The organism is Bacillus sp. FSL K6-1338 (assembly GCF_038006965.1).
Taxonomy (GTDB): Bacteria; Bacillota; Bacilli; order Bacillales; family Bacillaceae_G; genus Bacillus_A; species Bacillus_A thuringiensis_S.
On record NZ_JBBOWI010000001.1, the window covers coordinates 3,209,940 to 3,225,313 of the forward strand.

The following is a 15,374-nucleotide window of genomic DNA, read 5'->3' on the forward strand; positions in this document are numbered from 1 at the left end:
ATAATAACATACATAACCTTTAGAAATCGATGGGTTTTTAAATTTTTTTACATTATTTTTCATACTATTGAAAAACGAAAAAAAGAAGCGTATTATATTTGTCGTAAAATTGATTCCTTTCATTAGCTCACTTAAACACAAAAAAGGAACCCCATTAGGCCCCTTTCATCATAGCTCTATGTTTTTCGAAGCATGTTCCCTTTGCTTCTCTTCCTCTTCCTCTTTCACTAACTGCATATTCGCATAAGCTAAATTTGCAATCATTAAAAAGTGACCACCTAAAATGCCTGTACCAAATGCCCACATTTCCATTTCATGCTCAATTTCATACATGATGATTGCTCCTAAAATGGCAGCTGCAAATCGGTTTAGAACTCCTAACCCAGGAGCCTTTTCCTTCATTACGATACTTTTTCCGAGTTTCTCCACCCTGCGAGCTAATAACCAAAGACAATAGGCGCTTACTGCTAATCCAATACCAAACCCTGTCACTTGTTTTCCAAACGGAGTAATCGTCCACATAAGTAGTAAACCACTAAAGATCACATACAATTGTAATCGATATACACGTAAGGCTTCTTGAATCAAAATATCCGCTCCTAAATTCTCATTTTTTGTACTTTAGAAGAAAAGCAGCAACTTACACAGTTGCTGCTTTCTCTTCTTCTTGTTCCATCTTACGAATTTCAACACGTTTAATTTGGTAAGCGTCTTTTTCTAACACTTTAAATTCATAACCTTCCGCCTCAACGTGTTGTCCTTCTTCGATTTCATGATTTTGCATCATAATCCATCCACCGATTGTATCCACATCATCTTCTTCGATGTGTAATCCAAATAAATCTTTCACTTCTGAGATAAGCACTTTTCCATCAACAATGATATGTTGCTCGTTCACATGTTGAATTGGTGGTGCTTCATCTTCATCATATTCGTCACGAATTTCGCCGACGATTTCCTCCAAGATATCTTCAAGCGTTACAATTCCGGCTGTTCCTCCGTACTCATCATATAAAACAGCCATCGGAATTCGCTTTTTCTGCATTTGAAGTAATAAATCGTGAATTGGAGTCGTTTCCATCACTTCAATAATCGGACGCATATACGAGCGAATAAATGATAAATCTTTTTGATCCTCGGTCATATATCGAATAAAGAAATCTTTTACGTTGACCATACCGATAATATCATCTTTATCTTCCCCAAAAATCGGATAACGTGTGTATCGCTCATTTTGGATTACTTTCATGTGTTCTTCTACTGAATCTTCCAGGTAGAAACCAATGATTTCTGTTCGCGGTACCATAATCTCTTTCGCAATACGATTATCAAATTCAAAAATGTTATTTACATACTTGTATTCAGCTTGATTAATTTCGCCGCTTTCATAGCTATCTGAAAGGATAAGACGTAATTCTTCTTCTGTATGAGCTACTTCATGTTCTGAAGCTGGCTTTAAACCGAATAAACCAGTTATCACACGAGCTGAACCGTTCAATACCCAAATAAATGGATACATTACTTTATAGAACATCATTAATGGACCTGCCAATAATAACGTTACCCTTTCAGCCTTTTGAATTGCCATCGTTTTCGGAGCTAATTCCCCTACTACAACGTGTAAATACGTCATAATCATAAAAGCAAGACCAAATGTTAATACTGATGAAATAGAAGGATTTAAGTTCCATTTCTCAAATAACGGGTGTAATAACTTTTCGATTGTCGGTTCACCTAACCAACCTAATCCCATAGCTGTAACTGTAATACCTAATTGACAAGCAGATAAATATTCATCTAAATTTGTTGTTACCTTTTTCGCTGCTAAAGCACCGCGTTTTCCTTCCGCAACAAGCTGATCGATACGGCTTGAACGTATCTTTACAATCGCAAACTCTGCTGCTACGAAAAATCCAGTAAATGCGATTAAAATCGCAACCATGACTAAATTAAATATTTCCAATGAATCCCCTTAGTTAAAAAACTAAGGTGTCCACCTCCTGTATACTATAATGTTTTCTTATTTATTTGTTAGAAAACATAGCCCGATACAAAAATTAAAGAGGTCGGATTTCACTTATTCTATAATAATAGAGCAAGTGTCTGTATTAAAGCTGTCGTTTGACCTGATAAAGATTTCGATATTTTTTCACGTTGTGAATCAGTCAATTCATCTAAAAGCGGTTTTAACTCAGTAAGCTCCACTTCTAATCGGTGAATATGGTCTGTCACTTCATTCACTTGTTTCGAAACGTGTTCATTGATACCGAGCAGCTTCTTCTTCTCCTCGATTTTCTCTTTAATCTCACAAAGCGGCATATGCATTTCTTTGCACTTCTCAATAAATTGTAATGTCTCAAATGCTGTTTCGTCGTAATAGCGATAATTAGATTGAGATCGCTCCGCTTTTAAGATACCTAGATTCGTATAATAATCAATCGTTCGTTTCGACACGTGAGCCATGAGAGCCAACTGTCCGATTCGATACACCTTCCCAACGATCTTCCCCCCTTGTTTATATTACTTACATCATACAACACATAAACTGTACAGTCAAACGTGACGGTTTATTATTCACAATTTATACACAACTTCATATATTTTCTTAAACTTATAGAATATGATTCTACTTATATAATTAAATTATTAAATTTCATTAATTACGTGCTAGCCAAATATATTTATGAAATCACCTGTTCTTTTCAAATTTTCTTATTTTAGAACATACCGTTCTATTTCTAAAAAAATAACCCAGTACAATAAACTGAAAATTAAGTTATAATATCATTATAAAATATGAAGGAGGAATGCACTCATGTACTACAACACTTCATTCGAAAACGATCAGCCTGTAGGCCGTCTATAAACTAAGACGGGCATTCATTTAGCACATACACTACGCCTCGTCTTAGGGAACTCATATTACCCTAAAAATAGACGGAGGTACTTTACATGAAACAAACAATTTTAGGAGCTATATATTTATCACTAACAGCAAGTATATGGGGTGGTATGTATGTTGTTAGCAAATACATACTCGATTTTATCCCACCACTGACACTCGTTTGGTTACGCTTTATTATCGCTTTTGTTGTTTTGTATTTCATTTTGAAAATAGCTGAGAAAAAGCAAAAGAAAAAAGCAACCATTCGCAAAAAAGATTGGCTATTATTCGCTTGGATTGGATTTATCGGCTATTTCATTTCAATCACATGCCAATTTATCGGAACAAAATTATCCGACGCTCATACAGGCTCGTTAGTTACATCAGCTACACCTGCATTTATGGTTATATTTGCAGCGCTCATTTTGAAAGAAAAACTAACTGCTCGTAGACTTTTATCTACTATAATAGCGACAATCGGTGTCATTATCGTAATCGGATGGGATATTGAAATCGGCTCCTATTTTATCGGAACAATCATTTTAGTTGGAGCCGCTATTACGTGGGCTTTACTATCTATTTATGTAAAAATCGCTTCAATCCAATTTTCATCCTTAGTTATTACAACGTACGCAATTTTCTTTTCACTCTTTTTTATTACACCTTTTATGATATGGGAGCTACAAGCGGCCTCTATCGGAACAGTAAATACGTACGTAATATTAGGCGTATTATACTTAGGAATCGTCTCAACAGCAGGTGCCTTTTTCCTTTGGAATAAAGGATTAGAATTACTGGATGCAAGCATCGGTTCCTTATTTTTCTTCTTCCAACCTATCGTTGGATCGTTACTTGGTTGGTTGCTCTTAAATGAAACATTAAATAGTAACTTTTTCATTGGTGGTATTCTCATTATATGTAGCGTTTTAATTACTACTTTTGAAAAGAAATAAAAAGCAGGCAGAGATTCTTAGTCTCTGCCTGTTCGTATAATTGGATCTTGGTCGTGAAAACCAATACAAATCGGTATATTACTTTGCACTTCACTACGTACACTTATAAAACTACACAGCGTTTTAGCAATTAAATATAAAGTTATACCGATTGCTTTTTCACTTGTGTCAAAGCCATTTTCATTATACATATCCGCTAATTCTACAGACCCCGGCCCCTCAATATTATATGTCCATTCTGAAGCCCAATTATCGTCCTCTTCTTCCATTGAAACATATTCCTCACAAATATAAAGTGAAACTTTAATCAGTGGGGGCGTTCTTCATCCCCACTGATTATTAGTTGAACCAATCGGGCTTTTACGGGCAGTTGACTTCCCACGTAACTTCTTTGCTTTCGCTGAATTTTGAGGTGGGGGTCTTACTGCCCGTTAATGCGGGATAAAACTGACTATTCCACTCGTTATCAAGATCATACTCTAAATAAATCGCCTTTGCTTCTTCATTAGTAGCCATTTCTACAGCTGCATCCAAACCTACTCGAATACTTTCCTTATATGACTCTAAATCAATTGCTTTAATTCGTTCTGCATATTCTGTAGACGCCAACATGCAACAAATATCATAATACTTCGCTTCTATTTGCTCTACTGCTAACGAAAAGGCATCCTCTTGCACCTCTTCTAAATACTGAAATATATCCACACTAAATACTCCTCACTCTTTACGCACTCCAATGCGATGGACGAGACAATAATTTCGGTAATTTCGTATGTTTGTCCCCTCTAGCCGCATTAACTTGAACTTGCGTCAGGAAAATACTATTTGTAAAATCAGTCCCGCGAATATCTGCATCTCGTAAATCTGCTCCGATGAGATCTGCCCCTCGTAAGTCTGCTCCATTTAAGTTTGCCGCAATTAAATATGCTCCTCTTAAATTTGCACCTTGTAAATCTTTCTTTTTCAGATTTGCTCCCATAAGGTCTGCACCGCGGTGTATGATTCGTTTCTTACGCGCAGTATTCATTTCCTTCCATACTAATTCGCTCGTTTCTAAAAGAAGAATGTTTACCTCTGCCCTATGCACTGGAACATTTATTTTCATTAACTTATCTGGATTTAAATTCGAAAGTCGCTCTGTCTCCTCAATTGCGGTCTTCAGCTCTTTATGAATTGGCTGTGTTGCCTTTAAAAGAATCGCTTCATTCAAATACCAAAGCATTTCATGAAGTTGATGCATAACTGGAAAAGCATCATACATTTTTCTCGCATGCTTAGCATCTTTCCGCCAATCAACCCCGTTAAATGTAACTTGAGAAATCTTCTGCCCAGCGCCGAAACATTCAAATACTGTACAACCTTTATAACCTTTTCCTCTAAGATTTTTATGTATACTACATTTAAAATCTGATTGTAAGTTGGAACATGGTTTACCACCATCTTTATTCACTGCAAAATCTACCGATGCTGCGAACGGTAATGCAACGCAACATAGACCGAAGCATTTTTCGCAGTTTGCTTTTAAATGATCATTATGATTAGTCAAAATCTATACCCCCTGTTGTCTTTTGACTATTTCATAATATTCCAACTGTAATAAATAATCAATTTTAAAATAAACCGGCATCTTTCGTTTCAATTCATAACTTTATCATTCGATTTCCTTTCAATTGAAAAGGACTATTTTTATTTAATGAATTATAATTAAATTATAAATTTTCTAACTAAAAGGAGACTTATTATGGCACTACAAATGAAAACAAACTGTCAAATTTGCGATCAATCGCTCGAACAAGATTCTGAAGCATACATTTGTGTATATGAATGTACATTTTGCGCACCATGTACAGAAGAAAGACACAACGTTTGTCCAAACTGCGGCGGCGAATTAGTACGTAGACCGAAAAAGAAACAATAAAAAGCAAAGCGATATCGCTTTGCTTTTTATTGTTTTCTGAGTATATGAAATTATATCGAACACAACTTAAACATTTAAAAACTTCACACAAACAGGCTCTGGCACAGCAACATCAGATTGTAAAAGTGTTAACTTTCCTGTAGATTCATCTCTTGAAAATAGCACAAGATTATGTGACTTTTCATTTGTAGCAACAAGAAACTTTTCAGTGGGATCTAATACAAAGTCCCTCGGCCAATTTCCTTCTGTAGATGTATGTTCAACAAATGTAAGCTGACCTGAATTTTGATCTACGCTATAAATAGCGATACTATTATGACCACGATTACCTGCATATACAAAACGGCCGTCAGAAGAAATATGGATAGCACTTCCTTGACTATTTTCATCAAAGTGTTCTGGAAGAGTAGAAATATACTGTACTTCTGTAAAGGATCCTTCTTCCGAGTTATATGTTAGCGCAATAACCTCTGAACTAAGCTCCGTCATTACATAAGCGTATTTTCCATTTGGATGAAAAGTAATGTGTCTTGGACCACTCCCTGGATTTACAGATAAACTATTCACTTCTGTTAATGTACTATCTTTTATTTCATACGTAATTAACTTATCAATTCCTAAATCAACACCTATCACATATTTTTCATCAGGAGTATATCCCGCGTAATGTGCATGTGGTTTTTCTTGTCTTTCTTTATTTGGACCTGAACCTTCATGCGCCATAATAGATGAAGCAGGATTTACAGTTCCATTTTCTTCATTTATTTCAAAAGACTCAATCGTTCCTTTATGGTAATTTGCTGTAACTACCGTATGATTCCCACTATCAACGCTCACATGACAAGGAGAAGCCCCTTCTACTACTTGTCTGTTTTCTGCCTTTAACTCTCCAGTTTTACTATCAATTGAATAGGCAGCTACACCACCAGATTCTCCTTCCTTAACAACGGAATAGAGATACTCATTATTTCGGTTAATCGTTACATATGTAGGGTTATCCAGCTTAGCGGCAAGTGTTACATTACTAATTTTTTTTGCTTCTGTGTCTAAAGTAATTTTATATATTCCTTCACTATTTTCTTTTGTGTAAGTTCCAACATATCCAATAAACTCTTTGTTATCCTTCATTTTTATAACCCTCTCTCCCTATATTTTTCGTTCATCATACTTCTTAAAATATTTTATGTTGAAAGAGTATCCTAAAAAATCGGAGTACCTCTTTATACGTTACCATATTTTCTTGATAAATAGCTTTTAAACCCACTTTTTTTGGTACGCTGCTATACTTTCATATTCTTCTTCCAATTGACGAGACAGACGAATATAGATTGGTGTTAAATCTTTATATTTTTCCACACTTTCCATGTTTGGCCCATGATGAAAATCTGCCCCTACCATTTCAGAAACTACGCATAATGTATCTATTTCACCTAAACTATATAAACCGAGGATTGCAGCACCTAAGCAAGAGCTTTCGAAACTTTCAGGAACATATACGTCTTGATGGAAAATATCTGCCATCATCTGTCTCCAAAGTTCCGATCTTGCAAAACCGCCTGTCGCTTGAATTTTTTTTGGTTCGCCAATTAGCTCTTTTAAAGCGAGAAGAACGGTATATAAATTATAAATTACTCCTTCTAAAACAGCACGGATAAGATGTTCTTTCTTATGATGCAATCCGAGTCCAAAGAAAGATCCCCGTGCATTTGCATTCCATAAAGGAGCTCTTTCCCCTGCTAAATACGGATGAAACAATAAACCGTCAGATCCAGGATTCACATTTGCTGCTATTTCAGTAAGTACTTCATATGGATCTTTTCCTAAACGCTTCGCAAGTTCAATCTCTGAAGTGCCCAATTGGTCACGAGCCCATCTGAAAATCATACCACCGTTATTAACTGGACCACCGATTACCCAATGGTCTTCAGTTAACGCATAACAAAAAATTCTACCTTTTGGATCTGTTACAGGACGATTTGTTACAGCACGTATCGCACCGCTTGTACCAATTGTAACAGCCACAACGCCAGGGTCTATTGCATTTACACCTAAATTAGATAGTACTCCATCACTCGCTCCTACTACAAAAGGCGTAGAAACAAGTACATTCATCTCTTTGGCAAGCTCTTCATCTAATTCTGTTAAACTGTGCGTTGTTGGAACAAGTTTAGAAAGCTTGTCATCTGTAATTCCCGCAACATGTAAAGCCTCTTCATCCCATTTTAAAGATTTCAAATTAAACATCCCTGTCGCTGATGCTATAGAATAATCAATTACATATTCTTTATATAACTTGTAGAAAACATATTCTTTAATAGAAATGAATTTATAACTTCTTGCGAACAATTCTACCCGCTCATTCTGTAACCAAACTAATTTCGAAAGTGGTGACATCGGATGAATAGGTGTCCCAGTACGTAAATAAATTTCATGACCATTCATATCATTCTTTATTTTCTCCGCCCAGCTTGCACTTCTATTATCTGCCCACGTGATACATTTCGTTAACGGATTTCCATCTTCGTCTACAGCGATAACGCTATGCATTGCCGAACTGAAAGAAACACAGAGAATATCAACCGCTTGTATATTACTTGATTGCACAACTTCTTTAATCGTATGTATCACCGCTTGAAAGATTTCTTCTGGATCTTGTTCTGCTATTTCAGGCGTAGGAGAATATAAAGGATATTCAATTCCATGACTTGCAATAACAGATCCATCAATTGAAAACAAAACCGATTTTGTACTAGTTGTCCCAATATCTACACCGATCATATATTTCGATCTCACTATGTAACCCCTTTCAGAATATCCCATTAAAAAAGAACACTCTCAATTCTTTACTAATTATGCATACATACTTGGGAGCACCATGGTTTATACGAAAAAAGACTCTCCCTTATGAGAATTACGTGCTAACTAACTTTACTCTCATAAGGGGGCCTTTTCATATCTATTGTACTAATTTGAAAATGAATCGTTTCTATATGATATTGCTGTTTTCACGTAATAAGATGTCAAAATCAAGATTAAGTTTATAGGATGAAGTCACATAGAGATTGACCCTCTCGTAAAAAAGCAATTAGTGAACATTTCACTTCATTATAATTTAGGCGCTTTCGCCCAATCAGCAGCAAATTTCTCAATACCTTGGTCTGTTAATGGGTGCATAGCAAGTTGTTCAATTACTTTATAAGGAATTGTTGCAATGTGAGCACCTGCCATCGCTACACGAGTTACATGATCTGGATGTCTAACAGAAGCCGCAATAATTTGTGTATCTAGTTGATGAACATCGAATAATTCAGCAATTTTAGCAACTAATAATACGCCATCTTCAGAAATATCATCTAAGCGTCCTAAAAATGGAGAAACGTACGTTGCACCTGCTCGAGCAGCTAAAAGTGCTTGGTTCACCGTGAAAATAAGTGTAACATTCGTTTTCACACCTTTTTCAGTAAGGTAGCGACAAGCTTCTAATCCAGCTAACGTCATCGGAAGTTTAATTGTAACTTTTTCATCGCCACCGTTAATTTTAATCAGTTCTTCTGCTTGGGCGATCATCTCTTCAGCTGTAACAGCATCTGGCGTTACTTCTGCCGAAACAGATTCAACTTTAGGAACTGCCTGACAAATTTCTGCAATACGGTCTTCAAATTTAATGCCCTCTTTTGCTACTAAAGAAGGATTCGTTGTAACACCAGCTAAAACTCCAAGTTTATATGCTTTTTTTATGTCCTCAAGATTTGCAGTATCAATAAAAAATTTCATGATTAATTCCCTCCAGTTTTTAAACGTTGATGAGTTACATGTTTAATATGCTTATCCCGTAAAAGCCCGATTGGTGTGGAATGAAGCCCCTACTTATTAAAGTTTCACTTTATTTCTTTTCTACTGCATGTCCGCCAAATTCATTGCGCAGAGCTGCTACAACTTTTCCTGTAAATGTATCATTGTCTAATGAGCGGTAGCGCATTAATAGAGACATTGCGATAACAGGAGTTGCTGTTTGAAGGTCTAATGCTGTTTCTACTGTCCATTTTCCTTCACCAGAAGAATGCATAACACCCTTAATCTCATCCAATTTTGCATCTTTAGAAAATGCATTTTCTGTTAATTCCATTAACCAAGAACGAATGACTGAACCGTTGTTCCATACTCTTGATACTTTTTCATAATCGTAGTCAAATTCACTTTTCTCTAGAATCTCAAATCCTTCACCAATAGCAGCCATCATACCGTATTCAATTCCGTTATGAACCATTTTTAAGAAGTGACCACTACCAGCTTTTCCAGCATATAAGAATCCATTTTCTACAGCAGTATCGCGGAAGATAGGTTCAACGATGTCCCAAGCTTCTTGATCTCCTCCGATCATGTAACAAGCACCATTACGAGCGCCTTCCATTCCGCCAGAAGTTCCTGCATCCATAAAGTGAATGCCATCTTTCTTTAATTGCTCATATCGGCGGATAGACTCTTTATAATGTGAATTACCAGCTTCAATTAAAATATCTCCTTTTGATAAAAGTGGTGTAACCTCATCAATAACAGAATCAACAACAGCGTGTGGTACCATTACCCAAAGAATTCTTGGTGATTGTAATGACTGAACAAGTTCACTTAAACTAGATGTACCCGTTGCCCCGTACTCTTTCATTTCTTCTACTGCGCTCGTATTTAAATCAAATGCTACTACTTCATGTTTATGATCCATTAAATTTTTCCCTAAATTTAATCCCATTTTACCTAACCCAATTAATCCTACTTGCATAATATAATTCCTCCTCAAATCATCTTTTATTAAAAATCCATATCACTACAATCTGGAATACCTTTCAGCACTGAAATGTTAGTATGTACAGAAAGGTATTCACAGTCATAGCTTAAGAATTCAACACATTTTTTGTAATTTGAACAACATTTTCTGTCGTAAATCCAAATAGATTCATGACTTCAGCTCCAGTTCCTGAAGCTCCAAATGTTTCAATTGATAGTACTTTTCCTTCTTGTCCTACATAACGTTCCCAACCTAGAGATACACCCATCTCAAGAGATACTCGTTTCGTTACAGAAGACGGAAGAACGGATTCTTTATATTCGTTCGATTGGCGATCGAATAACTCCCAGCTCGGCATTGCAACGATGCGAACAGAAACTTGTTCTTCTTCTAATTTTGCTTTCGCACTAGCAGCTAAGGATACTTCAGAACCTGTCGCAATTAAAATTACATCCGGATTTTCATTTGTTTGTGTTAATACGTAAGCTCCTTTAGAGAGATTCTCTATGTTCGCTTTCGTTTCATTAAACACCGGTAAATTTTGACGGCTCAGTACTAAAACGACTGGACCATCCGTTTGCTGTAAAGCATACGCCCAAGCACTTGCTGTTTCATTTGCATCTGACGGACGGATAACTGTTAGACCAGGAATTGCTCGAAGCGCTGCCAATTGTTCAATTGGTTCATGCGTTGGACCATCTTCTCCTACAGCAATCGAATCATGTGTAAATACGTAAGTAACAGGTAACTTTTGCAGTGCAGCCAGTCGAATCGATGGACGAAGGTAATCATTAAATACAAAGAATGTACTTACGAAAGGTTTTACTCCTCCATGGAGAGCCAGTCCATTCGCTGCCGCGCCCATTGCATGTTCACGTACACCGAAGTATATATTTCGTCCAGCATATGATTCTACTGCATATACTGCTTCACCTTTTATATCTGTCATCGTAGAATGAGAAAGATCCGCACTTCCACCGAAAATAGAAGGAATCGATTTCACATAATGATTAATAGCTTCCCCACTTGCAACACGAGTGGAAATTGTTTTTTCAGTATCAAAAGATAGAATGTCTTTCGCTTCAATTAAAACCTCACCTGTAATCGCTTTTTCTAATTCATCTGCTAGTGCAGGGTTTGACTCTCTGTATACGTTAAATTGCTCATTCCATTCGTTCTCTTTTTCAATACCTTTTTGTTTCAGTTCATTAAAATGAGCTGTTACTTCTTCAGGCACAAAGAAGTCTTCCTCATAGTGCCAACCATACACTTGTTTTGTCGCTGTCGCTTCTTCTACTCCAAGCGGATTACCATGTGCTTTATTCGTTCCAGCAACTTTTGGACTTCCATAACCTATAATGGTTCTAATTTCTATTAGAGTAGGTTGATCCGTATTTTCTTTCGCTAATGTAATGGCTTTTGTAATAGCATCGACATCGGTTCCATCTTCAACTCTTACATATTGCCAATGTACAGATTCTGCCCTTTTCTGAATATCTTCAGAGAAAGCAATGCCTAATTCACCATCAAGTGAAATTTCATTTGAATCATACAGTACAATTAACTTGCCAAGTTTCATATGTCCTGCCATTGACATCGCTTCATAAGCGACACCCTCCATTAAGTCACCATCTCCGACTAAAGCATACGTATTGTGATCTATAATAGAGTGACCATCCTTATTAAACTTCGCTGCTAAATGAGCTTCTGCCATTGCCATTCCGACAGCATTAGCAATCCCTTGTCCTAACGGGCCTGTAGTCGCTTCAACTCCAGGAGTATGCCCAAACTCAGGATGTCCTGGTGTTTTACTATTTAACTTTCTGAAGTTTTTCAAGTCATCAATTGAAACGTCATATCCAGCTAAATGAAGTAGGCTATATAACAGACTAGATCCATGTCCTGCCGATAAAACGAAACGATCACGGTTAAACCATTCTGGGTGATTAGGATTGTAATTTAAATGATTCGCCCATAATGCATAAGCCATTGGTGCTGCTCCCATCGGAAGACCTGGATGACCTGAGTTTGCCGCATTAATAGCATCAATCGATAACGTACGAAGTGTATTCACTGCTAATTGATTTATGTTTTGTGCCATAGTAATCGTCCCCCTAAATGCTTTCATGAAAGAAAGTACTTATTTTTCCGTCTCTTGATCTAACCACCATTTAAATCCACTTTCTTGCAACAGTTCATTAGACGCTTCTGGACCATATGAACCAGACTCATATTCATGAAGCGGTAATAAGTTTTCCTCGAACGCTTCAAGAATTGGTTGTACCCATTCCCATGACAATTCAACTTCTCTCCAATGTGCAAAGAATGTAGCGTCTCCACTCACCGCATCGTGAATGAGTCTTTCATACGCTTCAGGTACTCCCACATCCACTTGCTCGCAAGTAAAGTTAATACGCATCGGTTCAATCTCTCCATTTTTCAATGGATTTTTACTATTTAACTGTAATGAAACATTCTCACCTGGGCTAATTTCAATTATTAATAAGTTAGGTGCTGCATTTGGATTATTATCTTGATATTGCTGTTTTAACGTATTTTTAAACTCGATTACAATACGAGTGGACTTTTCTTTCATTCGTTTTCCTGTTCGTATATAAAATGGAACGCCAGTCCAAAATGGATTATCGATCCACAAACGAGCAGCAACAAATGTGTCTATGTTAGAAGAAGGATTTACTCCTGGCTCCCCTTTATACGCTACAACTTGCCCGCCTTTTATCTCTCCTGAAGAGTATTGACCGCGAATGATATGGCTTTGAACGTCTTCTTTTTTCACTTTACGAAGCGTCTCCATTACTTTTCGTTTTTCCTCTCGAATTTCACACGCATTAACCTTTTCCGGCAGATTCATAGCAGTCATCATTAATATTTGTAACATATGATTTTGAACCATATCTCGAATGGCTCCTGCATGATCATAATATCCGGCTCTTTCTTCAACCCCAACTGTTTCACTAGCTGTAATTTGTACATTTGCTATATGTTCTTTGTTCCAAATCGATTGGAGAACAGGATTTGCAAATTCTAGCGCTTCAAGGTTTTGAATCATCGGTTTACCTAAATAGTGATCAATACGGTATATCTCGTCTTCTTCAAACGTGCGACTAAGCTTATCATTAAGCTCACGAGCAGATGTAAGGTCGTGCCCAAACGGTTTCTCAATCATCAGGCGTTTCCATCCATCTGTTTTATCAAGTCCGCTTTCCTTAATATTTAAAGCAATGGTCTCGAAAAATTCAGGAGCAACTGAAAGATAGAACATTCTATTACCTTTTATATGTAGTTCCTCTTCCCTTTCACGAACGACTTGTAATAACCTCTCATAGTCTTCCGGTTTACTCACATCTAATGGACAATAGCGAAAATTATCTAAAAAACCTTCGAGTTCCGGAGTACCTTCTTCCCTCTGACGAGAAAACGTCTCTATTGATTCTTTTATTCTTTTTTGAAAATCTATATGAGACACTTCACGTCTTCCAAGCCCGATAACAGATATTTGCTTTGGAAGCTTTTGATCTCTATATAAGTTATATAGCGCGGGGTAAATTTTGCGTTTTGCTAAGTCCCCTGTCGCTCCAAATAAAACAAAGGTCATTGATTCCAAGTTCAGTCCCCCTCGTGATGTATAGTCATTGTCACTATAGTAAAAATGCATTGTACAGAAGCTACTATCATTGTTGATTCACTCTTGCTTCTTAACTTCAAATTTTTTATATTTGTCGCTTTCTCATTGTCCCCAATATTAATAGTGGCAATTCAAAGCATTTTTACCACATACTACTTAATTACTATAACTTATATAAAATAATTTAATTATTAAAAGTAATTAAGTTATTTTATATCTATCATATTAACTACATAAATTATCATCGTCAAGAAAAGTGTCTCGGATTAAAGATTCTTCATTCCCTAATATCTTTTAGTACTCATGTATTTATTAGAAAAAGATTAGATCTATGTTCATTACATGAAATGAATAATAAAAAGGCCAAAATGAACATATTCTTGTTCGTTTTGGCCTTTTTATTATTGCTTCAGATGATTCTTAACTGCTCTTATAACCAATTCGTGATCTTCTTCTGGTGGTAATCCCGAAACTGTTATCATTCCAATAACCCCTACGTCTTTTATTCTGATAGGAAAGCAGCCACCAAACGCAGCATATTCCGAAGTATCTAAAAGATATTTTTCATTATATGAGATTCCAGTTATTTCACTTTGTATCTGCATATAATACGAGCTATGATCATGCAGAGAAACGACTCGTTTTTTACGCTCAATCCATTTCGTATTTTCCTCATTTGTCCCTGTCATTTTGAAATGAAACAATTGCACACTGTTTTTCGTTATATCAACAGCAATCAATTTCCCCTCTTTCTTCGCTGTTTCAACGATAAATAAACCTAGTTGCAGTGCATCTTCATTTGTAAAAGAGGAAAATTGAAGTGTTTCCTCCTCTATTAAAATTCGTTTACTTATTTCATTCAAATTTGAAGTACTCATATCTTTAACCTCCATAATTGTTTTATGCCACACCGACATTTTTTCGAAATTATTAGGCCATATAGTACAACCTTTCAATCAATCTGATTCTAAATAAACTACTGTAACATCTTTGGTGACTAGTACCGTAAAGCTTGTTTTCTTCTTACTGGTGCTATTATGAATGATATTCAAAGTTATAAAAAGTACTATTCTAGTTACCCTTATCTTACAGAGACTATTATGAAATATATTTAACATCTTAAAAATGTATGTACTAAAGAATAATATTTTTAATCACTAGCTTTTTTGATCAATCATTATAATCCAATT

The 15,374-nt window shown here is 36.2% G+C and carries 13 protein-coding genes and 1 pseudogene; 2 read left to right on the forward strand and 12 right to left on the reverse strand.

All coding sequences use genetic code 11. The annotated features are described in order from the left end of the window. Positions 1–168: 168 nt before the first annotated feature. From NZ044_RS16505 to NZ044_RS16515, 3 genes are all read right to left on the reverse strand, one after another. Entirely contained in the window at positions 169–588 is a 420-nt protein-coding gene (locus tag NZ044_RS16505; RefSeq protein WP_000613871.1) for an ATP synthase subunit I, read from the reverse strand. Between the two features lie 52 nt (positions 589–640). Continuing rightward, on the reverse strand, positions 641–1,963 hold the full coding sequence (locus tag NZ044_RS16510; RefSeq protein ID WP_044784248.1) for a hemolysin family protein: 1,323 nt from the start codon (positions 1,961–1,963) through the stop codon (positions 641–643). A gap of 119 nt (positions 1,964–2,082) precedes the next feature. After that, on the reverse strand, positions 2,083–2,490 hold the full coding sequence (locus NZ044_RS16515) for a MerR family transcriptional regulator (protein ID WP_000285639.1): 408 nt from the start codon (positions 2,488–2,490) through the stop codon (positions 2,083–2,085). Positions 2,491–2,952: 462 nt separating this feature from the next. On the opposite strand from NZ044_RS16515, the gene NZ044_RS16520 reads away from it, so the two are divergent. Beyond that, positions 2,953–3,837 (forward strand): DMT family transporter, encoded by an 885-nt coding sequence (locus NZ044_RS16520; protein ID WP_000814767.1) that lies wholly within the window; start codon positions 2,953–2,955, stop codon positions 3,835–3,837. A 17-nt stretch (positions 3,838–3,854) separates the two neighbouring features. Here the strand turns inward: NZ044_RS16520 and NZ044_RS30870 are convergent. Then, positions 3,855–4,542, reverse strand: a pseudogene (locus tag NZ044_RS30870) (hypothetical protein). Positions 4,543–4,561: 19 nt separating this feature from the next. Beyond that, positions 4,562–5,383: a pentapeptide repeat-containing protein gene (locus NZ044_RS16535; protein WP_000181443.1), complete on the reverse strand. Its 822-nt coding sequence runs from the start codon at positions 5,381–5,383 to the stop codon at positions 4,562–4,564. A gap of 195 nt (positions 5,384–5,578) precedes the next feature. Here NZ044_RS16535 and NZ044_RS16540 point away from each other — a divergent pair, with 195 nt between their 5' ends. Then, on the forward strand, positions 5,579–5,755 hold the full coding sequence (locus tag NZ044_RS16540; protein ID WP_001207874.1) for a DUF1272 domain-containing protein: 177 nt from the start codon (positions 5,579–5,581) through the stop codon (positions 5,753–5,755). Between the two features lie 66 nt (positions 5,756–5,821). On the opposite strand, the gene NZ044_RS16545 is transcribed toward NZ044_RS16540, so the two are convergent. The 7 genes from NZ044_RS16545 to NZ044_RS16575 all read right to left on the reverse strand — a co-directional run bounded on the left by NZ044_RS16545 (position 5,822) and on the right by NZ044_RS16575 (position 15,101). Beyond that, on the reverse strand, positions 5,822–6,883 hold the full coding sequence (locus NZ044_RS16545; protein WP_000654322.1) for a lactonase family protein: 1,062 nt from the start codon (positions 6,881–6,883) through the stop codon (positions 5,822–5,824). Positions 6,884–7,009: 126 nt separating this feature from the next. Further along, positions 7,010–8,533 (reverse strand): gluconokinase, encoded by a 1,524-nt coding sequence (gene gntK / locus NZ044_RS16550; RefSeq protein WP_142331113.1) that lies wholly within the window; start codon positions 8,531–8,533, stop codon positions 7,010–7,012. A 327-nt stretch (positions 8,534–8,860) separates the two neighbouring features. Then, positions 8,861–9,529, reverse strand: coding sequence for a fructose-6-phosphate aldolase (gene fsa, locus NZ044_RS16555; RefSeq protein ID WP_000667676.1), 669 nt, complete (start codon positions 9,527–9,529; stop codon positions 8,861–8,863). 109 nt (positions 9,530–9,638) lie between these two features. Next, on the reverse strand, positions 9,639–10,532 hold the full coding sequence (gnd, locus tag NZ044_RS16560; RefSeq protein WP_001195925.1) for a phosphogluconate dehydrogenase (NAD(+)-dependent, decarboxylating): 894 nt from the start codon (positions 10,530–10,532) through the stop codon (positions 9,639–9,641). A gap of 112 nt (positions 10,533–10,644) precedes the next feature. Further along, positions 10,645–12,639: a transketolase gene (gene tkt, locus NZ044_RS16565; protein ID WP_000068270.1), complete on the reverse strand. Its 1,995-nt coding sequence runs from the start codon at positions 12,637–12,639 to the stop codon at positions 10,645–10,647. A 39-nt stretch (positions 12,640–12,678) separates the two neighbouring features. Next, complete coding sequence (gene zwf / locus NZ044_RS16570) at positions 12,679–14,163, reverse strand: glucose-6-phosphate dehydrogenase (protein ID WP_340949869.1); 1,485 nt, start codon at positions 14,161–14,163, stop codon at positions 12,679–12,681. A gap of 422 nt (positions 14,164–14,585) precedes the next feature. Then, positions 14,586–15,101 carry a heme-degrading domain-containing protein gene (locus tag NZ044_RS16575; RefSeq protein ID WP_118961664.1) on the reverse strand — a complete coding sequence of 172 codons (516 nt, stop codon included), beginning with the start codon at positions 15,099–15,101 and terminating at the stop codon, positions 14,586–14,588. Positions 15,102–15,374 lie beyond the last annotated feature (273 nt).

Excerpts from the sequence above, each read along its gene's own strand:
- NZ044_RS16545 (WP_000654322.1), bottom strand. The coding sequence starts at position 6,883 with ATGAAGGATAACAAAGAGTTTATTGGATATGTTGGAACTTACACAAAA.
- fsa (WP_000667676.1), bottom strand. The coding sequence starts at position 9,529 with ATGAAATTTTTTATTGATACTGCAAATCTTGAGGACATAAAAAAAGCA.
- tkt (WP_000068270.1), bottom strand. The coding sequence starts at position 12,639 with ATGGCACAAAACATAAATCAATTAGCAGTGAATACACTTCGTACGTTA.
- gntK (WP_142331113.1), bottom strand. The coding sequence starts at position 8,533 with ATGATCGGTGTAGATATTGGGACAACTAGTACAAAATCGGTTTTGTTT.
- NZ044_RS16575 (WP_118961664.1), bottom strand. The coding sequence starts at position 15,101 with ATGTCGGTGTGGCATAAAACAATTATGGAGGTTAAAGATATGAGTACT.
- NZ044_RS16540 (WP_001207874.1), top strand. The coding sequence starts at position 5,579 with ATGGCACTACAAATGAAAACAAACTGTCAAATTTGCGATCAATCGCTC.
- gnd (WP_001195925.1), bottom strand. The coding sequence starts at position 10,532 with ATGCAAGTAGGATTAATTGGGTTAGGTAAAATGGGATTAAATTTAGGG.
- NZ044_RS16520 (WP_000814767.1), top strand. The coding sequence starts at position 2,953 with ATGAAACAAACAATTTTAGGAGCTATATATTTATCACTAACAGCAAGT.